17 protein-coding genes are annotated in these 15196 nt (G+C 69.7%); 5 read left to right on the top strand and 12 right to left on the bottom strand.

The window, feature by feature from the left end:
* Window positions 1-52: 52 nt before the first annotated feature.
* The 3 genes from C461_RS10050 (at window position 53) to C461_RS10060 (ending at window position 2344) form a co-directional block, all read left to right on the top strand.
* On the top strand, window positions 53-676 hold the full coding sequence (locus tag C461_RS10050) for an adenylate kinase (protein ID WP_008000898.1): 624 nt from the start codon (window positions 53-55) through the stop codon (window positions 674-676).
* A gap of 86 nt (window positions 677-762) precedes the next feature.
* Window positions 763-1677, top strand: coding sequence for a DUF106 domain-containing protein (locus C461_RS10055; protein ID WP_008000900.1), 915 nt, complete (start codon window positions 763-765; stop codon window positions 1675-1677).
* 109 nt (window positions 1678-1786) lie between these two features.
* On the top strand, window positions 1787-2344 hold the full coding sequence (locus tag C461_RS10060; RefSeq protein ID WP_049906522.1) for a sugar O-acetyltransferase: 558 nt from the start codon (window positions 1787-1789) through the stop codon (window positions 2342-2344).
* A gap of 25 nt (window positions 2345-2369) precedes the next feature.
* Here C461_RS10060 and prs read toward each other — a convergent pair whose 3' ends face one another.
* Window positions 2370-3224 (bottom strand): ribose-phosphate diphosphokinase, encoded by an 855-nt coding sequence (gene prs / locus C461_RS10065; protein ID WP_008000902.1) that lies wholly within the window; start codon window positions 3222-3224, stop codon window positions 2370-2372.
* A gap of 241 nt (window positions 3225-3465) precedes the next feature.
* Here prs and C461_RS10070 point away from each other — a divergent pair, with 241 nt between their 5' ends.
* Window positions 3466-4116, top strand: coding sequence for an HVO_0476 family zinc finger protein (locus C461_RS10070; protein WP_008000903.1), 651 nt, complete (start codon window positions 3466-3468; stop codon window positions 4114-4116).
* A gap of 30 nt (window positions 4117-4146) precedes the next feature.
* Here C461_RS10070 and C461_RS10075 read toward each other — a convergent pair whose 3' ends face one another.
* Window positions 4147-5430 carry a tRNA pseudouridine(54/55) synthase Pus10 gene (locus C461_RS10075; protein WP_008000904.1) on the bottom strand — a complete coding sequence of 428 codons (1284 nt, stop codon included), beginning with the start codon at window positions 5428-5430 and terminating at the stop codon, window positions 4147-4149.
* A gap of 89 nt (window positions 5431-5519) precedes the next feature.
* On the opposite strand from C461_RS10075, the gene C461_RS10080 reads away from it, so the two are divergent.
* Window positions 5520-5903, top strand: coding sequence for a DUF5830 family protein (locus C461_RS10080; RefSeq protein WP_008000906.1), 384 nt, complete (start codon window positions 5520-5522; stop codon window positions 5901-5903).
* Window positions 5904-6047: 144 nt separating this feature from the next.
* Here the strand turns inward: C461_RS10080 and C461_RS10085 are convergent, their stop codons facing one another.
* The 10 genes from C461_RS10085 to C461_RS10125 all read right to left on the bottom strand — a co-directional run bounded on the left by C461_RS10085 (window position 6048) and on the right by C461_RS10125 (window position 15142).
* Window positions 6048-6668, bottom strand: coding sequence for a class I SAM-dependent methyltransferase (locus tag C461_RS10085; protein WP_008000907.1), 621 nt, complete (start codon window positions 6666-6668; stop codon window positions 6048-6050).
* Window positions 6669-6713: 45 nt separating this feature from the next.
* Window positions 6714-7856: an aminotransferase class V-fold PLP-dependent enzyme gene (locus tag C461_RS10090; RefSeq protein ID WP_008000908.1), complete on the bottom strand. Its 1143-nt coding sequence runs from the start codon at window positions 7854-7856 to the stop codon at window positions 6714-6716.
* Window positions 7853-8875: an NAD(P)/FAD-dependent oxidoreductase gene (locus C461_RS10095; RefSeq protein ID WP_008000909.1), complete on the bottom strand. Its 1023-nt coding sequence runs from the start codon at window positions 8873-8875 to the stop codon at window positions 7853-7855. The genes C461_RS10090 and C461_RS10095 overlap by 4 nt, the downstream gene beginning before the upstream one ends.
* Window positions 8876-9217: a thioredoxin gene (gene trxA, locus C461_RS10100; protein WP_049906533.1), complete on the bottom strand. Its 342-nt coding sequence runs from the start codon at window positions 9215-9217 to the stop codon at window positions 8876-8878.
* Window positions 9218-9364: 147 nt separating this feature from the next.
* Window positions 9365-10381, bottom strand: a complete 1017-nt coding sequence (locus C461_RS10105) for a sulfite exporter TauE/SafE family protein (RefSeq protein ID WP_008000911.1) — start codon at window positions 10379-10381, stop codon at window positions 9365-9367.
* Window positions 10382-10540 carry a DUF7512 family protein gene (locus tag C461_RS15840; protein ID WP_008000913.1) on the bottom strand — a complete coding sequence of 53 codons (159 nt, stop codon included), beginning with the start codon at window positions 10538-10540 and terminating at the stop codon, window positions 10382-10384. It lies immediately after the preceding gene.
* A gap of 468 nt (window positions 10541-11008) precedes the next feature.
* Entirely contained in the window at window positions 11009-11626 is a 618-nt protein-coding gene (locus tag C461_RS10110; RefSeq protein ID WP_008000915.1) for a metal-dependent hydrolase, read from the bottom strand.
* Between the two features lie 163 nt (window positions 11627-11789).
* Window positions 11790-12575, bottom strand: coding sequence for an ABC transporter permease subunit (locus tag C461_RS10115; protein WP_049906534.1), 786 nt, complete (start codon window positions 12573-12575; stop codon window positions 11790-11792).
* The gene (locus C461_RS10120) at window positions 12568-13551 is read right to left on the bottom strand and encodes an ABC transporter ATP-binding protein (RefSeq protein WP_008000918.1); all 984 of its coding nucleotides are present in this window, start codon (window positions 13549-13551) and stop codon (window positions 12568-12570) included. Before C461_RS10120 ends, C461_RS10115 begins: the two co-directional genes overlap by 8 nt.
* Window positions 13541-15142, bottom strand: coding sequence for a COG1361 S-layer family protein (locus C461_RS10125; protein ID WP_008000919.1), 1602 nt, complete (start codon window positions 15140-15142; stop codon window positions 13541-13543). Before C461_RS10125 ends, C461_RS10120 begins: the two co-directional genes overlap by 11 nt.
* Window positions 15143-15196 lie beyond the last annotated feature (54 nt).

Consider the following 15196-nt stretch of genomic DNA (forward strand, 5'->3'; position numbering starts at 1 on the left):
AGCGTTGGCCGGGATCTTCAAGCCTTTACGTGCGGCGGGCGAGCGCTCGAACATGAGCCATCGGATCTTGCTGTTGGGCGCGCCCGGTGCCGGAAAAGGGACGCAGAGCGCGAAGCTCGCCGACGCGTACGGGATCGAGCACGTCACCACCGGCGACGCGCTCCGCGCCAACAAGGACATGGAGACGGAGTACGGGACGCCCCGCTCGTTCATGGAGGCCGGCGAGCTCGTCCCCGACCCGGTCGTCAACGAGATCGTGAAGACCGCCCTCGCCGACGCCGACGGCTTCGTCCTCGACGGCTACCCGCGAAACCTCGATCAGGCCGAGTACCTCTCGGAGATCACCGACCTCGACGCGGTCGTGCTCCTCGACGTCGACGACGAGGTGCTCGTCGACCGGCTCACCGGCCGGCGGGTGTGCGACGGCTGCGGCGCGAACTTCCACGTCGACTTCCAGCCGCCCGAAGAGGACGGCGTCTGCGACGAGTGCGGCGGCGAGCTGATCCAGCGCGACGACGACACCGAGGAGACGGCCCGCGAGCGCCTCGAGGTGTTCTACGAGAACACCGAGCCCGTCATCGACCACTTCCGCGACGAGGGCGACCTCGTCACGGTCGACGGCGAGGCGGCGCCCGACGAGGTCTTCGCGCGGATCCGCGACGTCATCGAGGAGTAGCGCGGCACCGAACGGCGGGGCGTCACCGCGACGCCCCGCCGCCGATTCTACAAGGTTCTTAACCGTTCGCTGCCAACCACCCGCTAATGAGCAAGGTCGAACGGAGAGTCCGCTCGCTGGTCCGCGAGGACGGCGAGATGCGGAACGCCCTCGAGGTCGTCCTCGACCACGCCGACGACGGCGAGGTCCAATGGGTCGACGTCCGCGACGAGATCACGAGCGGCCAGTGGGGTCGCCTCATCGAAAAAGAGATCCTCGTCGACGGCGAGACCGGTTTCGCGATCGCCGACCCCGAGGGGATCGAAGCGGGCCTCTCGGACGACGGCGACGATCTGACGGGCGGCGGTGACTTCGAGACGCCGGAGACGACGACGTGGAGCAAGTGGGACAAGATCGCCGCGGTGGCGACGCTCGGCGCCTTCGTCGGCTACGCCGTCAACCCGGTCCGAAACGCGATCGCGGGAGCGATCGACATCGTCCTCGGTCCGCTGCTCAACGTCGTTCCCTTCTACGCCGTGATCATGGTGGTCGCGCTCGCGACGGGGCTGTACTCCACCCTGCTCCGTGCCGGCCTCATGGACATGGAGAAGATGAGCATGTACCAAGACCGGATGAAAGACATCCAAGAGCGCCGCAAGGAGGCGAAAGAGCGCGACGACGACGAGGCGCTCGACGCCATCCAGGAGGAGCAGATGGACGCCATGGGCGACCAGCTCGGGATGTTCAAAGAGCAGTTCCGCCCGATGGTGTGGATCATGTTCCTCACGATCCCGGCGTTCCTGTGGATGTTCTGGGTGATCGGCTACCGCGGGTCCGAGTCCGCGTACCCCGAGATCGCCGCCCAAGAGCTCGTGGTGCCGCTCGCGGGAACCGTCACGTGGGACACCGGTATCGTCGGTCCGATCCAGATGTGGATCGTCTGGTACTTCCTGTGTTCGATGGCGTTCACCCAGATCGTCCAGAAGAGCCTCAACATCGAGATGTCGCCCTCGTCGTCGTAGACGAGTTCGGCGAACTCCCCGTTTTCGCGCGCTGATCGGGTTTTGTGTGTAACTCCGGCGAGCCGCGGCCGTCGGAAACGACTATCCGCCGGCGCCCGTTGACGCGAGCATGCCAAGCGAGACGGAGCGGATGCTGGCCGGCGAATTATACGATCCCTTCGACGCCGAACTGGTCGCCGACCGAACGCGCGCGAGCGACCTCGCCCGACGGTACAACGCGACGAGCGAGGCGGAGGCCGACCGACGAGACGCGCTGCTCCGCGAGCTGTTCGGATCGGTCGGGACGGACGCGGCCGTCGAGCCGCCCGTCCGGTGCGATTACGGGTACAACGTCTCCGTCGGCGACGACTTCTTCGCCAACTACGGCTGCGTGTTCCTCGACACCAATCGCGTCGCGTTCGGCGACCGCTGCATGCTCGGCCCGGGCGTTCACGTCTACGCCCCGACGCATCCGATCGACCCGGACGAGCGCGCGGCGGGCCGCGAGCGCGGGCGGCCCGTGATCGTCGGCGACGACGTCTGGATCGGCGGACGCGCCGTGCTCAATCCCGGCGTGACCGTCGGCGACGAGGCCGTCGTCGCCTCGGGCGCGGTCGTGACGGCGGACGTGCCCGAGCGCGTCGTGGTCGGCGGGAACCCGGCGCGGGTGATCCGGGAGATCGAGTGACGGCGGGATCGAGTGAGAGACCCCCTTACGACAGGGCCGCGGCGAGAACGGGCGCCACGCTGACGACGCTACAGCCCCGTTCGAGGGTATCGCTGCCGACGATGCGGTCGACGCCGGCGCCGCGGAGCTTCGTCACGGCGTTGGCCGCGAGCATCGGGTGGACGCAGGCCGCGAACACCCGGGCCGCGCCGCGCTCGTTCAACACGGCGACGGACTCGCTCATCGTCGATCCGGTGGCGACGATGTCGTCGACGACGACCACGTCCCGGTCCCCCACGGGGGCGTCGGACGGCGACACCTCGATCGCGCCGGTGTCGCGGTCGCGGTGCTTCTCGAAGTAGTCGACGTCGCCGCCGCCGTACGCGCCCCGAACCGTCTCCGCGATGTCGATCGCCCCCTCGTCGGGCGCGAGAAAGAGCGGGTCGTCGAGGTCGTCCGGCAGGGGGGCCGCGAGGACGCTCGCGGCGTCGACGATCTCGACGGGCACGTCGTAGAAGTCGGCGACGCCGGCCTCGTGCGGGTTGACGAGCACGACGCGGTCGGCGCCGGTCGAGACGGCCCGCGCCATCGCCCGCGCCGAGACGGGCTGGCCCTCGCCGAACGACTCGTCCTGTCGGGCGTACCCCATGTACGGGATAACTGTCGTCACGTCCGTCGCGCCCGCCTCGCGGACGGCGTCTTGAAGCTGGAGCAGTTCGACCCACGCCTCGTCGGAGTCGGTCGCGGCGACGATGGTGGCGGTGTCGCCGTCGAAGTCGGGGACGGCGGCGAGCCCCTCGCCGTCCGGGAACCGGTCGTAGGTGGGCGTCGCGAGCGCTCGGCCCGTCTCCTCGGCGAGCGCGGCCGCGAGCAGCTGTGAGCTGGATCCGGGTACGATCATGCGCGTCCGTTTCCCTGACACCGGTAAACCAGTTTCCTTACTCCGGCGGGAGCGCGGATCGCGGTCGCCTCGCGACCGTCGCGGCACCCACGACCCCCGCCACCACGCGTCACCCCCCGCCACCACGCGTCACCCCCCGCCACCACGCGTCACCCCCCGCCACCACGCGCCCCACGCGAGCGTGTCACGCACCGGGGCCACAGGGGCGGATATTTACGCGAGCGGCGGATACGACGCCGTAATGACCCAGACCGGAGACCGAGTCGGTCTCGCCTGCCCGTCGTGTTCGCCGGGCGAGCAGACCGTCCACGAAGTGTTGCGCCCCGGCGGACAGGCGACCGTCCGCTGTACCGACTGCGATCACACGTACAAAACCGAGATCCCCGAGGAGGACACCGTCGAACTGAAGGTCGTCGTCTCGCAGGACGGCGAGTCGTTCACGACCCGGATGGACGTGCCCGCGGACACCTACGTCACCAGCGGCGAGGAGTTCGTCGTCGACTCCCCCGACGCCCTGATGCAGGTCCGAGTGACCGGGATCGAGGTCGGCCCGGAGCAGCGCGTCGAGGAGGCCGACATCGAGGACGTCGAGACGCTGTGGACCCGCGCGGTCGACAACGTCACCGTCCCGGTGACGCTGCACCCCAAAGACGGGAACGCCGAGGAGACGCGCTCGATCCGAGTGAACGTCCCCGGTGACTACGAGTTCACCGTCGACGAGACCGTCGAGTTCGGCGAGGAGGAGTTCGTCGTCGAGGGCGTCCAGATCCGCGAGGACGCCCCCGAGTACCGTCACGAGAAGCTCGATCACCCCGGCGACTTCGCGTACGCCAAGGACCTCAAGCGGGTGTACGGCCGCGACGAGAGCCTGACCGCGTGGTCGGCCTGGTAACGGTATTTAAAAAGAAATCCGCGGACGGCCTCAGTCTCGGAAGAACTCGTCTTTCTCGAACGGTTCCTCGTCGCCCTCGACGGCCAGCACGTCGAGCGCCGTGACCTCGGCGCCGACGCCCAACAACCCGGCGAGACTCGGCTCGGTGCGCCCCTCGTCGCCGGAGATCAGCTCCTTGATGTAGAGCCCGCCGGCGCCGTGGATCTCGACGGTCGCGTGGCGGTCGTCGACGAGTTCCGCGCTCGCCTCGTACACGTCGCGCTCGCGGGTGAGGCTCGCACGCCGGTGGTCCACCCGGTTCGGCGTGTACTGTTCGATCGTCGCGCCCTCCAACTCGTCGACGGCCGCCGCGAGGGCGTCCGCGTCGACGTCGGCGTCGAACGCGACCTCGGCGCGGTAGCGCTTCGTCGCCTCCAGCTCCTTGACCCGCGCGACCATGTCGTAGCGCGCGAGTCGGAGCCCCTCGACCTCGACGGCGCCGTCGGCGAAGGCGTTGATGTCGGCTTGCAGGCGCTCGACGTCGACCCGGCGACGCCGGGGCTCTTCGATCTCGATCACGAACGGGCGGCCGGTGCCGAGCATGAGCGCGTCGACGTCTTCGCGGCCCGCGCCGTGGAAGGTCGCCTCGGTGCCGTCCATCACGTCCTCGACGATGGGCGCGGTGTACTCCTCGACGCTGTCGTCGTAGAGGTACCCGGAGCCGCCGCAGTGGTCGCACGGGTCCGGCCCCTGTCGGCCCGAGCCCTTGCACTCCCGGCAGGGCCACTCGGTCTGGGGGATGTCCCGCTCCAGCTTGCGGTATCGCCCGTACACGAACGTGGAGTTGACCTTCGTGTCGAGGTCGTCCTCGTCCAGATCGATCGTGAACTGCACGTCGGGCCGGTCGAAGGAGACCTCGGCGCCGGTGAGCCGGCCGAACCGCTTGCCGACCTCGCGGTTGAACTCCGATTTGAACGGCTCGCCCGCGTCGTCGTCGAGGCCGGCGTCCGCACGGAACAGCGCCTCGTTCTCCTCGACCAGCGGCGGCGGGCGGGTGCCGACGTTGTAGGTGGCGAACTCGATCCCCTCGACCGCCGCCGCGGCGCGCTCGGCCCACGCGTCGAAGTCGGCGCAGTAGCCCTCGCAGACCCAACAGGCCGCGGTGTCGACCGGTTCGTAGTCCTCGTCGTCGCGCAGCGCGAGCGCGGTCCGGAGCGCCGAGCCGCGGTCGGCGTTCGACAGCCCAAAGCTCCGGTCGGCGACGAGCCGACCGAGGCAGGCGTCACACACCGGTCCCGTCTCGGTCGCCCGCGCCGCGACCTCCAGTACGTCCATACGGTCCCCAGCGGCCCCCGTGGTAACTGTCTTACTACATCCCACCGCCTCCCGGCCGACTTAAGAGGGCCGCCGTCGTTTCGGCGACCGTGAACGAGCGGGCGTCCCGCGAGGAGAAACTGGAGCTCGGCGTCGAGCTCCTCGCGCACCTCGAACGCGAGGAGCTGTCGCTGTCGGCCGCGGTCGACCGGATCGAGACGGTGACCACGAGCCCCGCGCTCACCCGCGACATCCTCGACGCCGCCGAGAAACGCGGCGTCATCGAGCGCGAGAACGCCCGCCTTCGGATCCAGCGGGGCGGCACCCACGTGAACTACGACACCCAAGTCGTCCGACGCGAGGGCGAGTTCGAGTGCCGCCGCTGCGGGGCGCCCGTCTCGACCGGTCATTTCGTGCAGTTGGACGCCGGCGAACTCGGCCCGTTCGGCTCCTCCTGCATCCGGAAGGTGACCGGCCGCGACGACGACGAGTAGCCGTGGGCGGTGCGGGCGTCCATCGCGGCCGTCGTCGAATCGCTCGCGCTCGCTCCGCGAATTCCTTATAAAGAGCTGCCGCGACCGACCGCCGAAGCGCCGCCGCCTGCTCGGTCGTCGTCGTCGCCGTCGAAGACCGCGTCCCTACGGCGCGCGAGCGACGACGGCGAACGTCTCGGTGCGCTCGGCGGCCGACCGGACCTCGAAGCCGGCGGCCTCCAGCATCTCGACCGCCTCGTCCGCGTCGTAGCGCTCGTCGGCCGGCGGCCCGTGTGCGCCGTCGCCGGCGGCCGACCAGTCGAATATCACGAGCCGCGCGCCGGGGGCGAACACCCGAGCGAGTTCGGCGACCGCCGCCGGGCTCGCGAACTCGTGGAACGTCATCGTCGAGAACGCGCCGTCGAGCTCGCCGTCGGCGAACGGGAGGTCCGCCACGTCGCTCGCGACGAGTTCGACGTTCTCGGGGACGCCCTTCTCGCGGTAGAAGTCGTGCATCTCCGCTTGCACGTCGACGCCGTAGACGGTCCCGACGTGCGGGGCCACGTCGTCGGTATAAAAGCCGGTGCCGCTGCCGAGGTCCGCGACGACGGCGTCGCCGAATCTCTCGCCGGCGCCCTCGTCACCTCCATCACTCTCGTCGCCCTCCTCCTCGACCTCGCCACCGACGAGCGGGCCGATCAGCTCCTCGGCGGACACCCAGCGGTACCGGTCGCCGGGACGCTCCAGTCGCTCCGCCTTGTCGGCGTCGAACGTGTGGAAACCCATGTGCGGTATTGCGCGTCAAGCACTAAAACGCGTCCGGTCGAGCGCTCACCACTCGACGGAGAGCGCGTCGATCAGCCGATCGATCTCGGCCTCGGTCGAGACGGCGTGGACCGAGACGCGGATCGCGTTCGGGTGCGGCAGCGACCGGACGACGATGTCCCGGCCGTCGAGTCGCTCGACGGTCGCCTCGGGGTCGTCGACGTCGATCGTCACGAGTCCGGATTCGTACTGACGGGGACTCAGCAGCCGGTCGGCGGGAACGCCCGCCTTCAGGCGGTCGGTGAGCGATTCGATCCGCGACTCGATCGCGTCGAGGCCGACCGCGTCGATCGCGTCCAGCGCCTCCGCCAGCCCGACGTGGGCGGCCGCGGTCGTCGAGCCGACCTCGAACCGCTTCGCGCCCGGTTTGAATTCGATCTCGGGAGCGTTGGGGTCCTCGACGCTCCGGTAGCCGACGGCGCGCGGCGCCAACTCGGCCGCCGAGTCGCGGTTCACGTACAGGAATCCGGCGCCCCACGGCCCGAGGACCCACTTGTGGCCAGCGGCGGCGACCGCGTCCGCGCCCCACGCCGTGACGTTCATCGCGGTCTGGCCGGGCGACTGCACGGCGTCGACGAGCGTGAACGCGCCCGCCTCGTTGGCGATGCCCACGAGGTCCGCGACCGGGAGCCGCGTCCCGTGCGTCCACGTGATCGCGCTGAAGCAGACGAGCCGGGCGTCGGCCACGGCGTCGGCGTACGCCTCGCGGTCGATCCGACCGTCCTCGGTCTCGAGGACGCGGACCTCGACGCCCTCCCGTTCGAGCCGCTTCCACGGGAGGATCCCCGCGGGATGTTCGAGATCGGTGCGGACGACCACGTCACCCGGCTGCCAGTCGATCGCGCCGGCGATCCGGTTGATCCCGTCGGTCGTGCTCTCGGTCAGGGCGATCTCGTCGGCCTCGGCGCCGACGAAGTCGGCGATCCGCGCGCGGACCTCGTCGTACGTCTCGAAGGCGTACGTGTACGGATCGGTCGTCGCCGAACCGTACTCGTGATCCGCGATGAAGTCCGCCGCCGCCTCGACGACGTACGACGGGCTCGGCCCGTGTGCGCCGAAGTTGAAGTAGGCGGCCTCTTTCAGCGCCGGCACGTCGGCGCGCAGTTCGCGCGGGGTCATCCCCGTCGCGTCGAGCTCGGGGCTGCTCATGCGGTCGGGGTCGGCGGCGAGTCCCGTGCTCGCTCCGCCGCGGCGGCTCGTTCGTCGAGGTACTCCTCCGCGTCGAGCGCGGCCATCGCGCCCGTGCCGGCCGCGCTGATCGCCTGCTGGTACCGCGCGTCGGCGACGTCGCCGGCGGCGAAGACGCCCTCCACCGCGGTCGCGGTGGTCTCCGGGTCCGCGTCGACGTAGCCGGCCGGGTCGAGGTCGACGGGGGTGTCTTCGAGAAACGCCGTGTTCGGCGTGTGGCCGATGGCGTAGAAGACGCCCTGCACGTCGAGCCGCTCGGTCTCGACGGATTCGCCGTCGTCGCGGCGGCGGACCGGGTAGCCGTCGGGGTGCGAGACGAGCGTCGCGCCCGTGACCCCGTCGTCCGGGGAGCCGTGCAGCTCCGCGAGTTCCGCGTTCCACCGGAACTCGATGTCCTCGTGGTCTCGCGCGCGGCGGGCGAGCACGCCCGACGAGCGGAGCTCCTCGCGGCGGTGCGCGACCGTGACGGTGTCGGCGAACTTGGTGAGGAACAGCGCCTCCTCCATGGCGGCGTCGCCGCCGCCCACGACGAGCACGTCGTTACCGCGGTGGAACGCGCCGTCGCACGTCGCGCAGGTGGAGAGGCCGTACCCCATCAGTTCGTCCTCGCCGGGAACCCCGAGGGTGCGGGCGCTGGCGCCGGAGGCGACGATCAGCGCGCGAGCGCGCAGCGTCTCGCCCGAGGAGAGCGTCAGCTCGAAGGGCCGGTCTGCGAGGTCGGCGTCGACGACCGTGCCCGTGACGAACTCGGCGCCGAACTGCTCGGCCTGGTCGCGGCCGCGGCTCACCAGCTCGTGACCGCCGACGCCCTCGGGGAACCCGAGGTAGTTCTCGACGCCGGACGTGAGCGTGAGCTGGCCGCCCGGTTCGTCGCCGCTGACGACGACGGGCGCCAGATCGGCGCGGGCGGCGTACACGGCTGCGGAGAGGCCGGCGACGCCGGAGCCGACGACGACGACCTCGCGTACGGAGTCGCCCATTCAGGCGGTGTGGGCCGTGACGGTGTCGGTGAGCGCGCTCTCGGTCTGCGCGCCGACCATGCGCTCTGCGAGCTCGCCGTCGACGAAGACGAGCAGCGTCGGAATGCCCTGCACGCCGTACTGAGCGGCGAGCGATTGGTGGACGTCGACGTCGACTTTCAGGACCGCGGCGTCGGTGTCCGCCGCGATCGCTTCGACGGTGGGCTCCATCATCTGACACGGGCCGCACCAGTCGGCGTAGAAGTCGACGAGGACGACGTCGTGGTCGGCCACGATCTCGTCGAAGTCGGCGGCGTCGGTCAGCTGGATCGGTTCCGTGGGGACGGATTCGCTTGAACTCATCATCACACCCTACGCGTCCCGCGCTGATAATAGTTTTGGATAGAGAGCACAATACTACGCATCACACGGTCCGCCGTTCGACGGACCGACGAAACGTGACCGCCACACGGTGCGGGCGGTCGCCGAAACCGCTCCGGAGTCGTCCGGTTACGCGGACGGCGCGGCGTCGCGGCGGCGCACCGCGAGCGCGCCGTGGTACAGGATCATCCCGCAGACGAGCAGCGAGGAGCCGATCAGGATGACGAAGCTGATCTGATCGAGGATCGGCCTCGCGAGCCACGTCGCCAGCTCGCCGAGACCGACCGCGAGACTCGCCAACAGCAGCATGATTCCGAAGTAGATCGTCACGTCGTCTTCGTCGACGTACGCGGTCGCGCCCGAGCCGATCCGAGCGCCGAGCGCGCTGCCCAAGAGCAGCGCGGTGACGATGCCCAGATCGATGACGCCCGAGCGCCCGTACGTGAACGCCCCGACGGCGCCGGACATCAGCCCGCCGAACAGGCTGGTCCCGACGGCGGCGGCCAGCGAGGTGCCGATCACGTAGTAGATCGCCGGCATGCGGACGAATCCGCCGCCGACGCCGAGAAAGCCCGAGACGAGTCCGACGCCGCCGCCGACCCCGGAGATGGTCCACAGCGAGGCCGTACTCCCGTCGGCCAGCGTCATCATGGGCGGGATGTTGTACGACTGGATCTTGCGGGCGATCTCGGGGACGTCGTCGTCGGGACCGTCCTCGTCGCCGCCGTCGTCCGCCTCGTCGTCCTGGTTCATCGCGCTCCGCGTGAAGAGGATCCCGATGGCCGCGAGCAGGATGACGTAGGCGGTGCCGACGACCACGTCGGCGATGCCGAGCACCTCCAGCCCGAACACCAGCCGGCTGCCGAGTTCGATCCCGAGGGTGATCCCGACGAACATCAGCGCCCCGAGCCGGTAGTCCACCTGCCCGGCGTCGTGGTGTTTCAGCGTCGCGATCACGGCGGTCCCGAACACGAACGCCATCGAGCTACCGATGGCGACCGGCGCGGGATAGCCGAGGATCAACAGCGCGGGCGTGACGAGGAACGACCCGCCCATCCCGAAGAAGCCGAAGAACACGCCGACCATGAAGCCGAAGGCGACGAAGAGGGCGAACAGGCCGGGGCTCAGTCCGAGGAGGTCGAGCATTTAGATCCGTTGGAGCCGCCTGAAGACGGTCGGGCCCAGTTTCTCTTCGAGGTACCCGTACCCGACGTACAGCAGGGCCGCCTCGACCAGCACGACCGCGATGACGGCCAGCGCCGTCACCGACGGGGATGCACCCGGCAAAAGCTCCGTCCCGGTCATCCGCACTCTCCCGTAATCGCGGCGTTCCTGTCCGACAGCTGTCTCGGAGCGAGTGTACTCATGTAGCTACTCGTAACAGGCGCCGGGACATAACGGTTTTGGGATTGATATACAATACTATATCCACATGACGGACTGAACACTATCGATAACTTACACCGATTATTTCGAGGGGATCGGCACTCGCGTGACGTGTCGGGAGAAATCGTCGGACTCGGCGACGATCTGTGTGTCAATTTCTCACGATGCGAACGGCACCGAGCGATCCATCCGCCGACTGGAGGCGATCGACGCGGCGCCGTCATCGCTCTTAAATGTACGGTATTGGCAAGAACAACCACACAAAGTGCACAGAACGGTCACCCCGACGGCGGCCGATGTCGTCGTTCGGATCGGGAGCCGGCGTCGTTCGAGTCGGAAGGCGGTGTCGTTCGGATCGGGAGCCAGCGTCGGTCGAACCGGTGCCGGTCAGCGGTTGTCGTTGTTCTCGTTGTACCGCTCCGGGAGGTGCGGGGTCAGCGCCGACGGGAGCAGGGGAATGACCCGGACGACCAGCTCGGCGAGTCGCCGCCGCAACACGGTGTACGCGATCGCGACGAGGAGCGCCCCGACAACGAGGAGCCGGAGGGGGCCGTCGAGCAGGTACAGGAGGGGCAGCGACAGCCCGGCCGTCAGCGCCAGGTCCTCGGCGGACCCGTCGTAGCGGATCCGGCCGCGGGGGGCGATCCACCGGCGCCGGTAGTGGTCGTACACCGCGCGGTCGGAGTTCCCCTCCCACGGACGGAGTTCCAACCCGCCGCCGTAGATGTCGGAGACGCTGTGGAGCGCCGCCCCCAGCAGGAACAGCGCGACCCCGACGGTCGCGGGGCCGGGGGCGAAGACGGCCGCGAGGAGGGCCGGAACGGAGAGCGCCGAGTAGTAGACGGGGTAGTGGAGTGCCTTCCGGTGGCCGGAGTACATGTCGAGATCGGGGAACAGGCCCCCGAGCGCGCCGGCCGCGAACCCGACCGCCGCCAGCTCCGGCGCCAGCCGCACCAGCGGTACGGCGAGGAGCATCCCGGCGATCACGTGGGTCGGCAGCATCATCGTGGCGGAACACAAGCGACAGAAATATATGAACGTGTCGCCCGGCGCCGAGCCCGCAGATCGCGGGTTCGACCGCGATACGGGCCGATCTGCCGTGTTTCGACGAAAACGAACCGTTTCGAGTAGTCACGCCGGTTTCGGGGGCCGCGGGCGACCGGGCGGCTCAGATGTCTCGCCGTTCGAACAGCGCCTGCGAGAGGATGAAGAGCCCGGCGAACGCGACGAGCAGGATGGCGGTGTCGATGATCTCGTAGGTCCCCTCGATCAGGATCGGCGTCGGTTCGTAGTACTGCGTCGGGCTCAGGTACTGGATCCAGTCGTAGGCGTCGGCGCCGCCGACGACCGACTCGACGAGGTACAGCACGAACACGGTCCCGACGGCGGCCCGCTCGGCGATCGACGCTCGGTCGACGGCGACGGAGAAGGCGAAGCCGATTCCCGCACAGACGAGCAGGTACGGGATCGACAGCAGGTGGGCGAAAAACAGGTTCGCGACCGACACCGACTCGCCGATCGCGAGGACGAACAGGTAGATGATCGGCCCGCCGACGGCGTTGACGGCGATCATCGGCACGAGAAGCGCGGCGAACTTCTCGGCGAGCAGCCGGGCGCGCGAGACCGGAAACGCCAACAGCAGGTCCATCCGCTCGCTCTCGACGTCGCCCGCGACGGCGCCGCCGCCGATGTACGCGAAGTACAGCCCCAGTCCGAGCAGCCACACGAAGTTGAACACCTGCGCGCCGAGGAACCCCTCGACCGTCGAGAGGCTCTCGATGCCGAACGCCTCCAGCATCGCGGGCGGGAGATCCTCGAAGACGTCCTCGTAGTCGATGCCCTCCAAGACGCTGAAGTACCAGACGATGAACCCCGAGTACGCGCTCACTCCCGCGGTGAGGATCGCGGCGCCGCGGAGCCGGCGGCGGCCCTCGTACCGCGCCGTCTCAAGCACCGTCGTCACCCGGATCGACCGCGGTCTCGGGACCTCTCCGTCCCGGTTCTTCGCTCCCGTAGTAGTGGACGAACACGTCCTCGATCGGCGGCTCGCCGATCTCGACGTCGCGGATGTCGTGTCTCGCGAGTTCGTCCAACAGTGCGTTGGGGTCGCCGGCGTAGATGAACTGGGCGCCCTCGGAGAAGGGCTCGGCGTCGACGACGCCGTCGAGCGCGGTGAGCGCCGCGACCGCCGCGTCGTCGGCGTGAACGCGCACGTGCTTGCCGCTGCGGTGGAGCAGCGCCTCGACGCCCTCCAGTTCGACGAGCGAACCGCCTCGGAGGATGCCGACGCGGTCGCAGACCCGGCGCACCTCGCTCAACACGTGCGAGGAGAAGAATATCGTCGTTCCCCGGTCGCGCTCGCGTCGGATGAACTCGTTGAACCCCTCCTGTTTCAGCGGGTCGAGTCCGGACGTTGGCTCGTCCATGACGACCAGTTCCGGATCGTGCATGAACGCCTGCACGAGCCCGAGCATTCGCTTGTTCCCGGTCGAGTACTCGCGGATCGGCCGCTCGACCGGTGGCGTGAATATCTCCAATAGCTCGTCGCGGCGCCCCTCGCCTTTGATCGCGCCGTGGTAGTCGAGGACGGCCTTGCCGGTCGCTTCCTCGTCGAACCCGAGATGTGCCGGGAGGTAGCCGATCCGACCTTTCACCGCCGTCAGCGCCGCCTCGTCGCGGATGTCGGCGCCGAGCACCCGCGCGGTCCCCGCGGTCGGCTTCAACAGTCCTAACAGCAGCCGGATCGTCGTCGACTTCCCGGCACCGTTGGGGCCGAGGAATCCGAATATCTCGCCGCGGTGTACGGTGAACGAGACGTCGTCGTTGGCGAGGACGCTCCCGTAGTCCTTCGTCAGCCCCTCGACGACGAGCGGAGGGTCGTCGGGGGCGGCCACGGGATTCCCCTCCGGCGCGGCGGCCTCATCGGACATAGTACCACCACGCGCCACCGGCGACGACGACCAAAAGCACCGCGAGCACGACGACCTCGGCCGGGAACCCGCCGCCGGGCGAGTCGACGACGGCGACCGCGACCGTCGCCGCGTTGCCGGTGACCCGGTTGCCGTCCGGGTCGGTGTACCGGCTCTCGACGGTCGCCGGGTACCGGCTCGCCGGCGCGTCGCCGTCGACCGAGAGATCGAACGCGACGCGTCCCGTCTCGCCGGGCGAAAGCGAGGGGATCACGGTCGTTCGGAACTCGCTTTCGAGCGGCGCCTCGACGGCGAGTCCGAGCGTCACCTCCCGAATTTCGACGTCGCGCTGGTTCGTCACGTTCAGTCGTAGCGTCCCGTCCTCACCGGCTGAGAACTGCGACTCGACCGGGGACACCCGGACCGCGTCGCGACGCTCGGCGACCTCCACGCGGACCGTTCCTTCGGTCACGCGCTCGGTGCCGGCGGCGGTCCGGTAGCTCGTCGCGACGGCCAGTTGTTGGGGCACCGCGTCGGCCCCCTCGGGGACCTCGCCGCGGAACGCGAACGTCGCGGTCTCGCCCGCCGCGAGGTCACCGACGGCGTATCGGGGGGTGCGCGGGACGAAGCCGGACTCCTCGGCCACGAGCACCACCCCGGACACGTCCCTCGGCCCGTCGTTTCGGATCGTCCCGCGGACGGTGCCGGTCTCGTCGACGCGGACCGTCGATTCGTCGACCGCGAGCGAGAACGACTGCTCGGCCGCCGGGCGGAAGCCGACGGGGATCCCCTCGTGAGCCCCCCTGATTCCGTCGGGGTCGGTGTAGCGCACGGCGGCGGTGAGACCGACCGCCTGCGCCGGGGCGTCCGACCGGATCCGCGCCGGGAACGCGACCGTCGCGTTCTCGCCGGGGTCGAGCCGGTCGATCCGGGCCGTGTTCCGGTCCGTCTCGCCGAGCGCGAGGTCGGGCCCCTCGGCGGTGAGCGCCACCGAGATGTCGCGGGCGGACTCACCACCGACGTTGGTCACGTCGGTCTCGACCGTGCCGGAGTCGCCGACCTGCACGTCGGCGTCGACGGTTCGGAACGCGAATCGCGGGGCGTCGTCGACGGTCACCGGAACCCGCTCGGTCACCGTGCGCGATCGGTCCTGGACGACGCCGCTCTGCGGGGCCGACAGGAAGGTGTGCGAGTACCGGATCCGGACGTCCAGCGCGTACTCGTCCGGGGTCGCGTCCGCGGGCACCCGGACCGAGATCGGGACCTCGCGAACGCCGCCGTCGGGGATCGAGCCGACCGCGATACGCCCGGTCTCGACGGTCAGGGGGGCGTCGCCGCTTCGGACTTCGACGACGACGCTCCGGGCGGTCGTCACCGCGTCCCGCCGGGCGTCGGAGCCGGCGTCGACCTCGCCGTCGTTCGCGATCTGGAGGGTGAGATCCGTCGCGGTCCCCGGCGACACCGTCGACTCGGGGAGGTACGCGTCCAACTCGGGCTCACCGCGGACGAACGACGCGTCCGTCTGCGCGCCGCCGGGGGCGGTGAACGCGCCCGCGAGCGCGAGCGCGAAAACCGCGGCGACGACGACTCCGAGGAGGGCTCGTCGGTGCATCTACGCCACCGCGGCGTCGGTGCGTTCGCGTTTCGTCGCGGGCCGGACGGCCCC

Origin of the sequence: Halorubrum aidingense JCM 13560 (assembly GCF_000336995.1) — an archaeon.
Taxonomy (GTDB): domain Archaea; phylum Halobacteriota; class Halobacteria; order Halobacteriales; family Haloferacaceae; genus Halorubrum; species Halorubrum aidingense.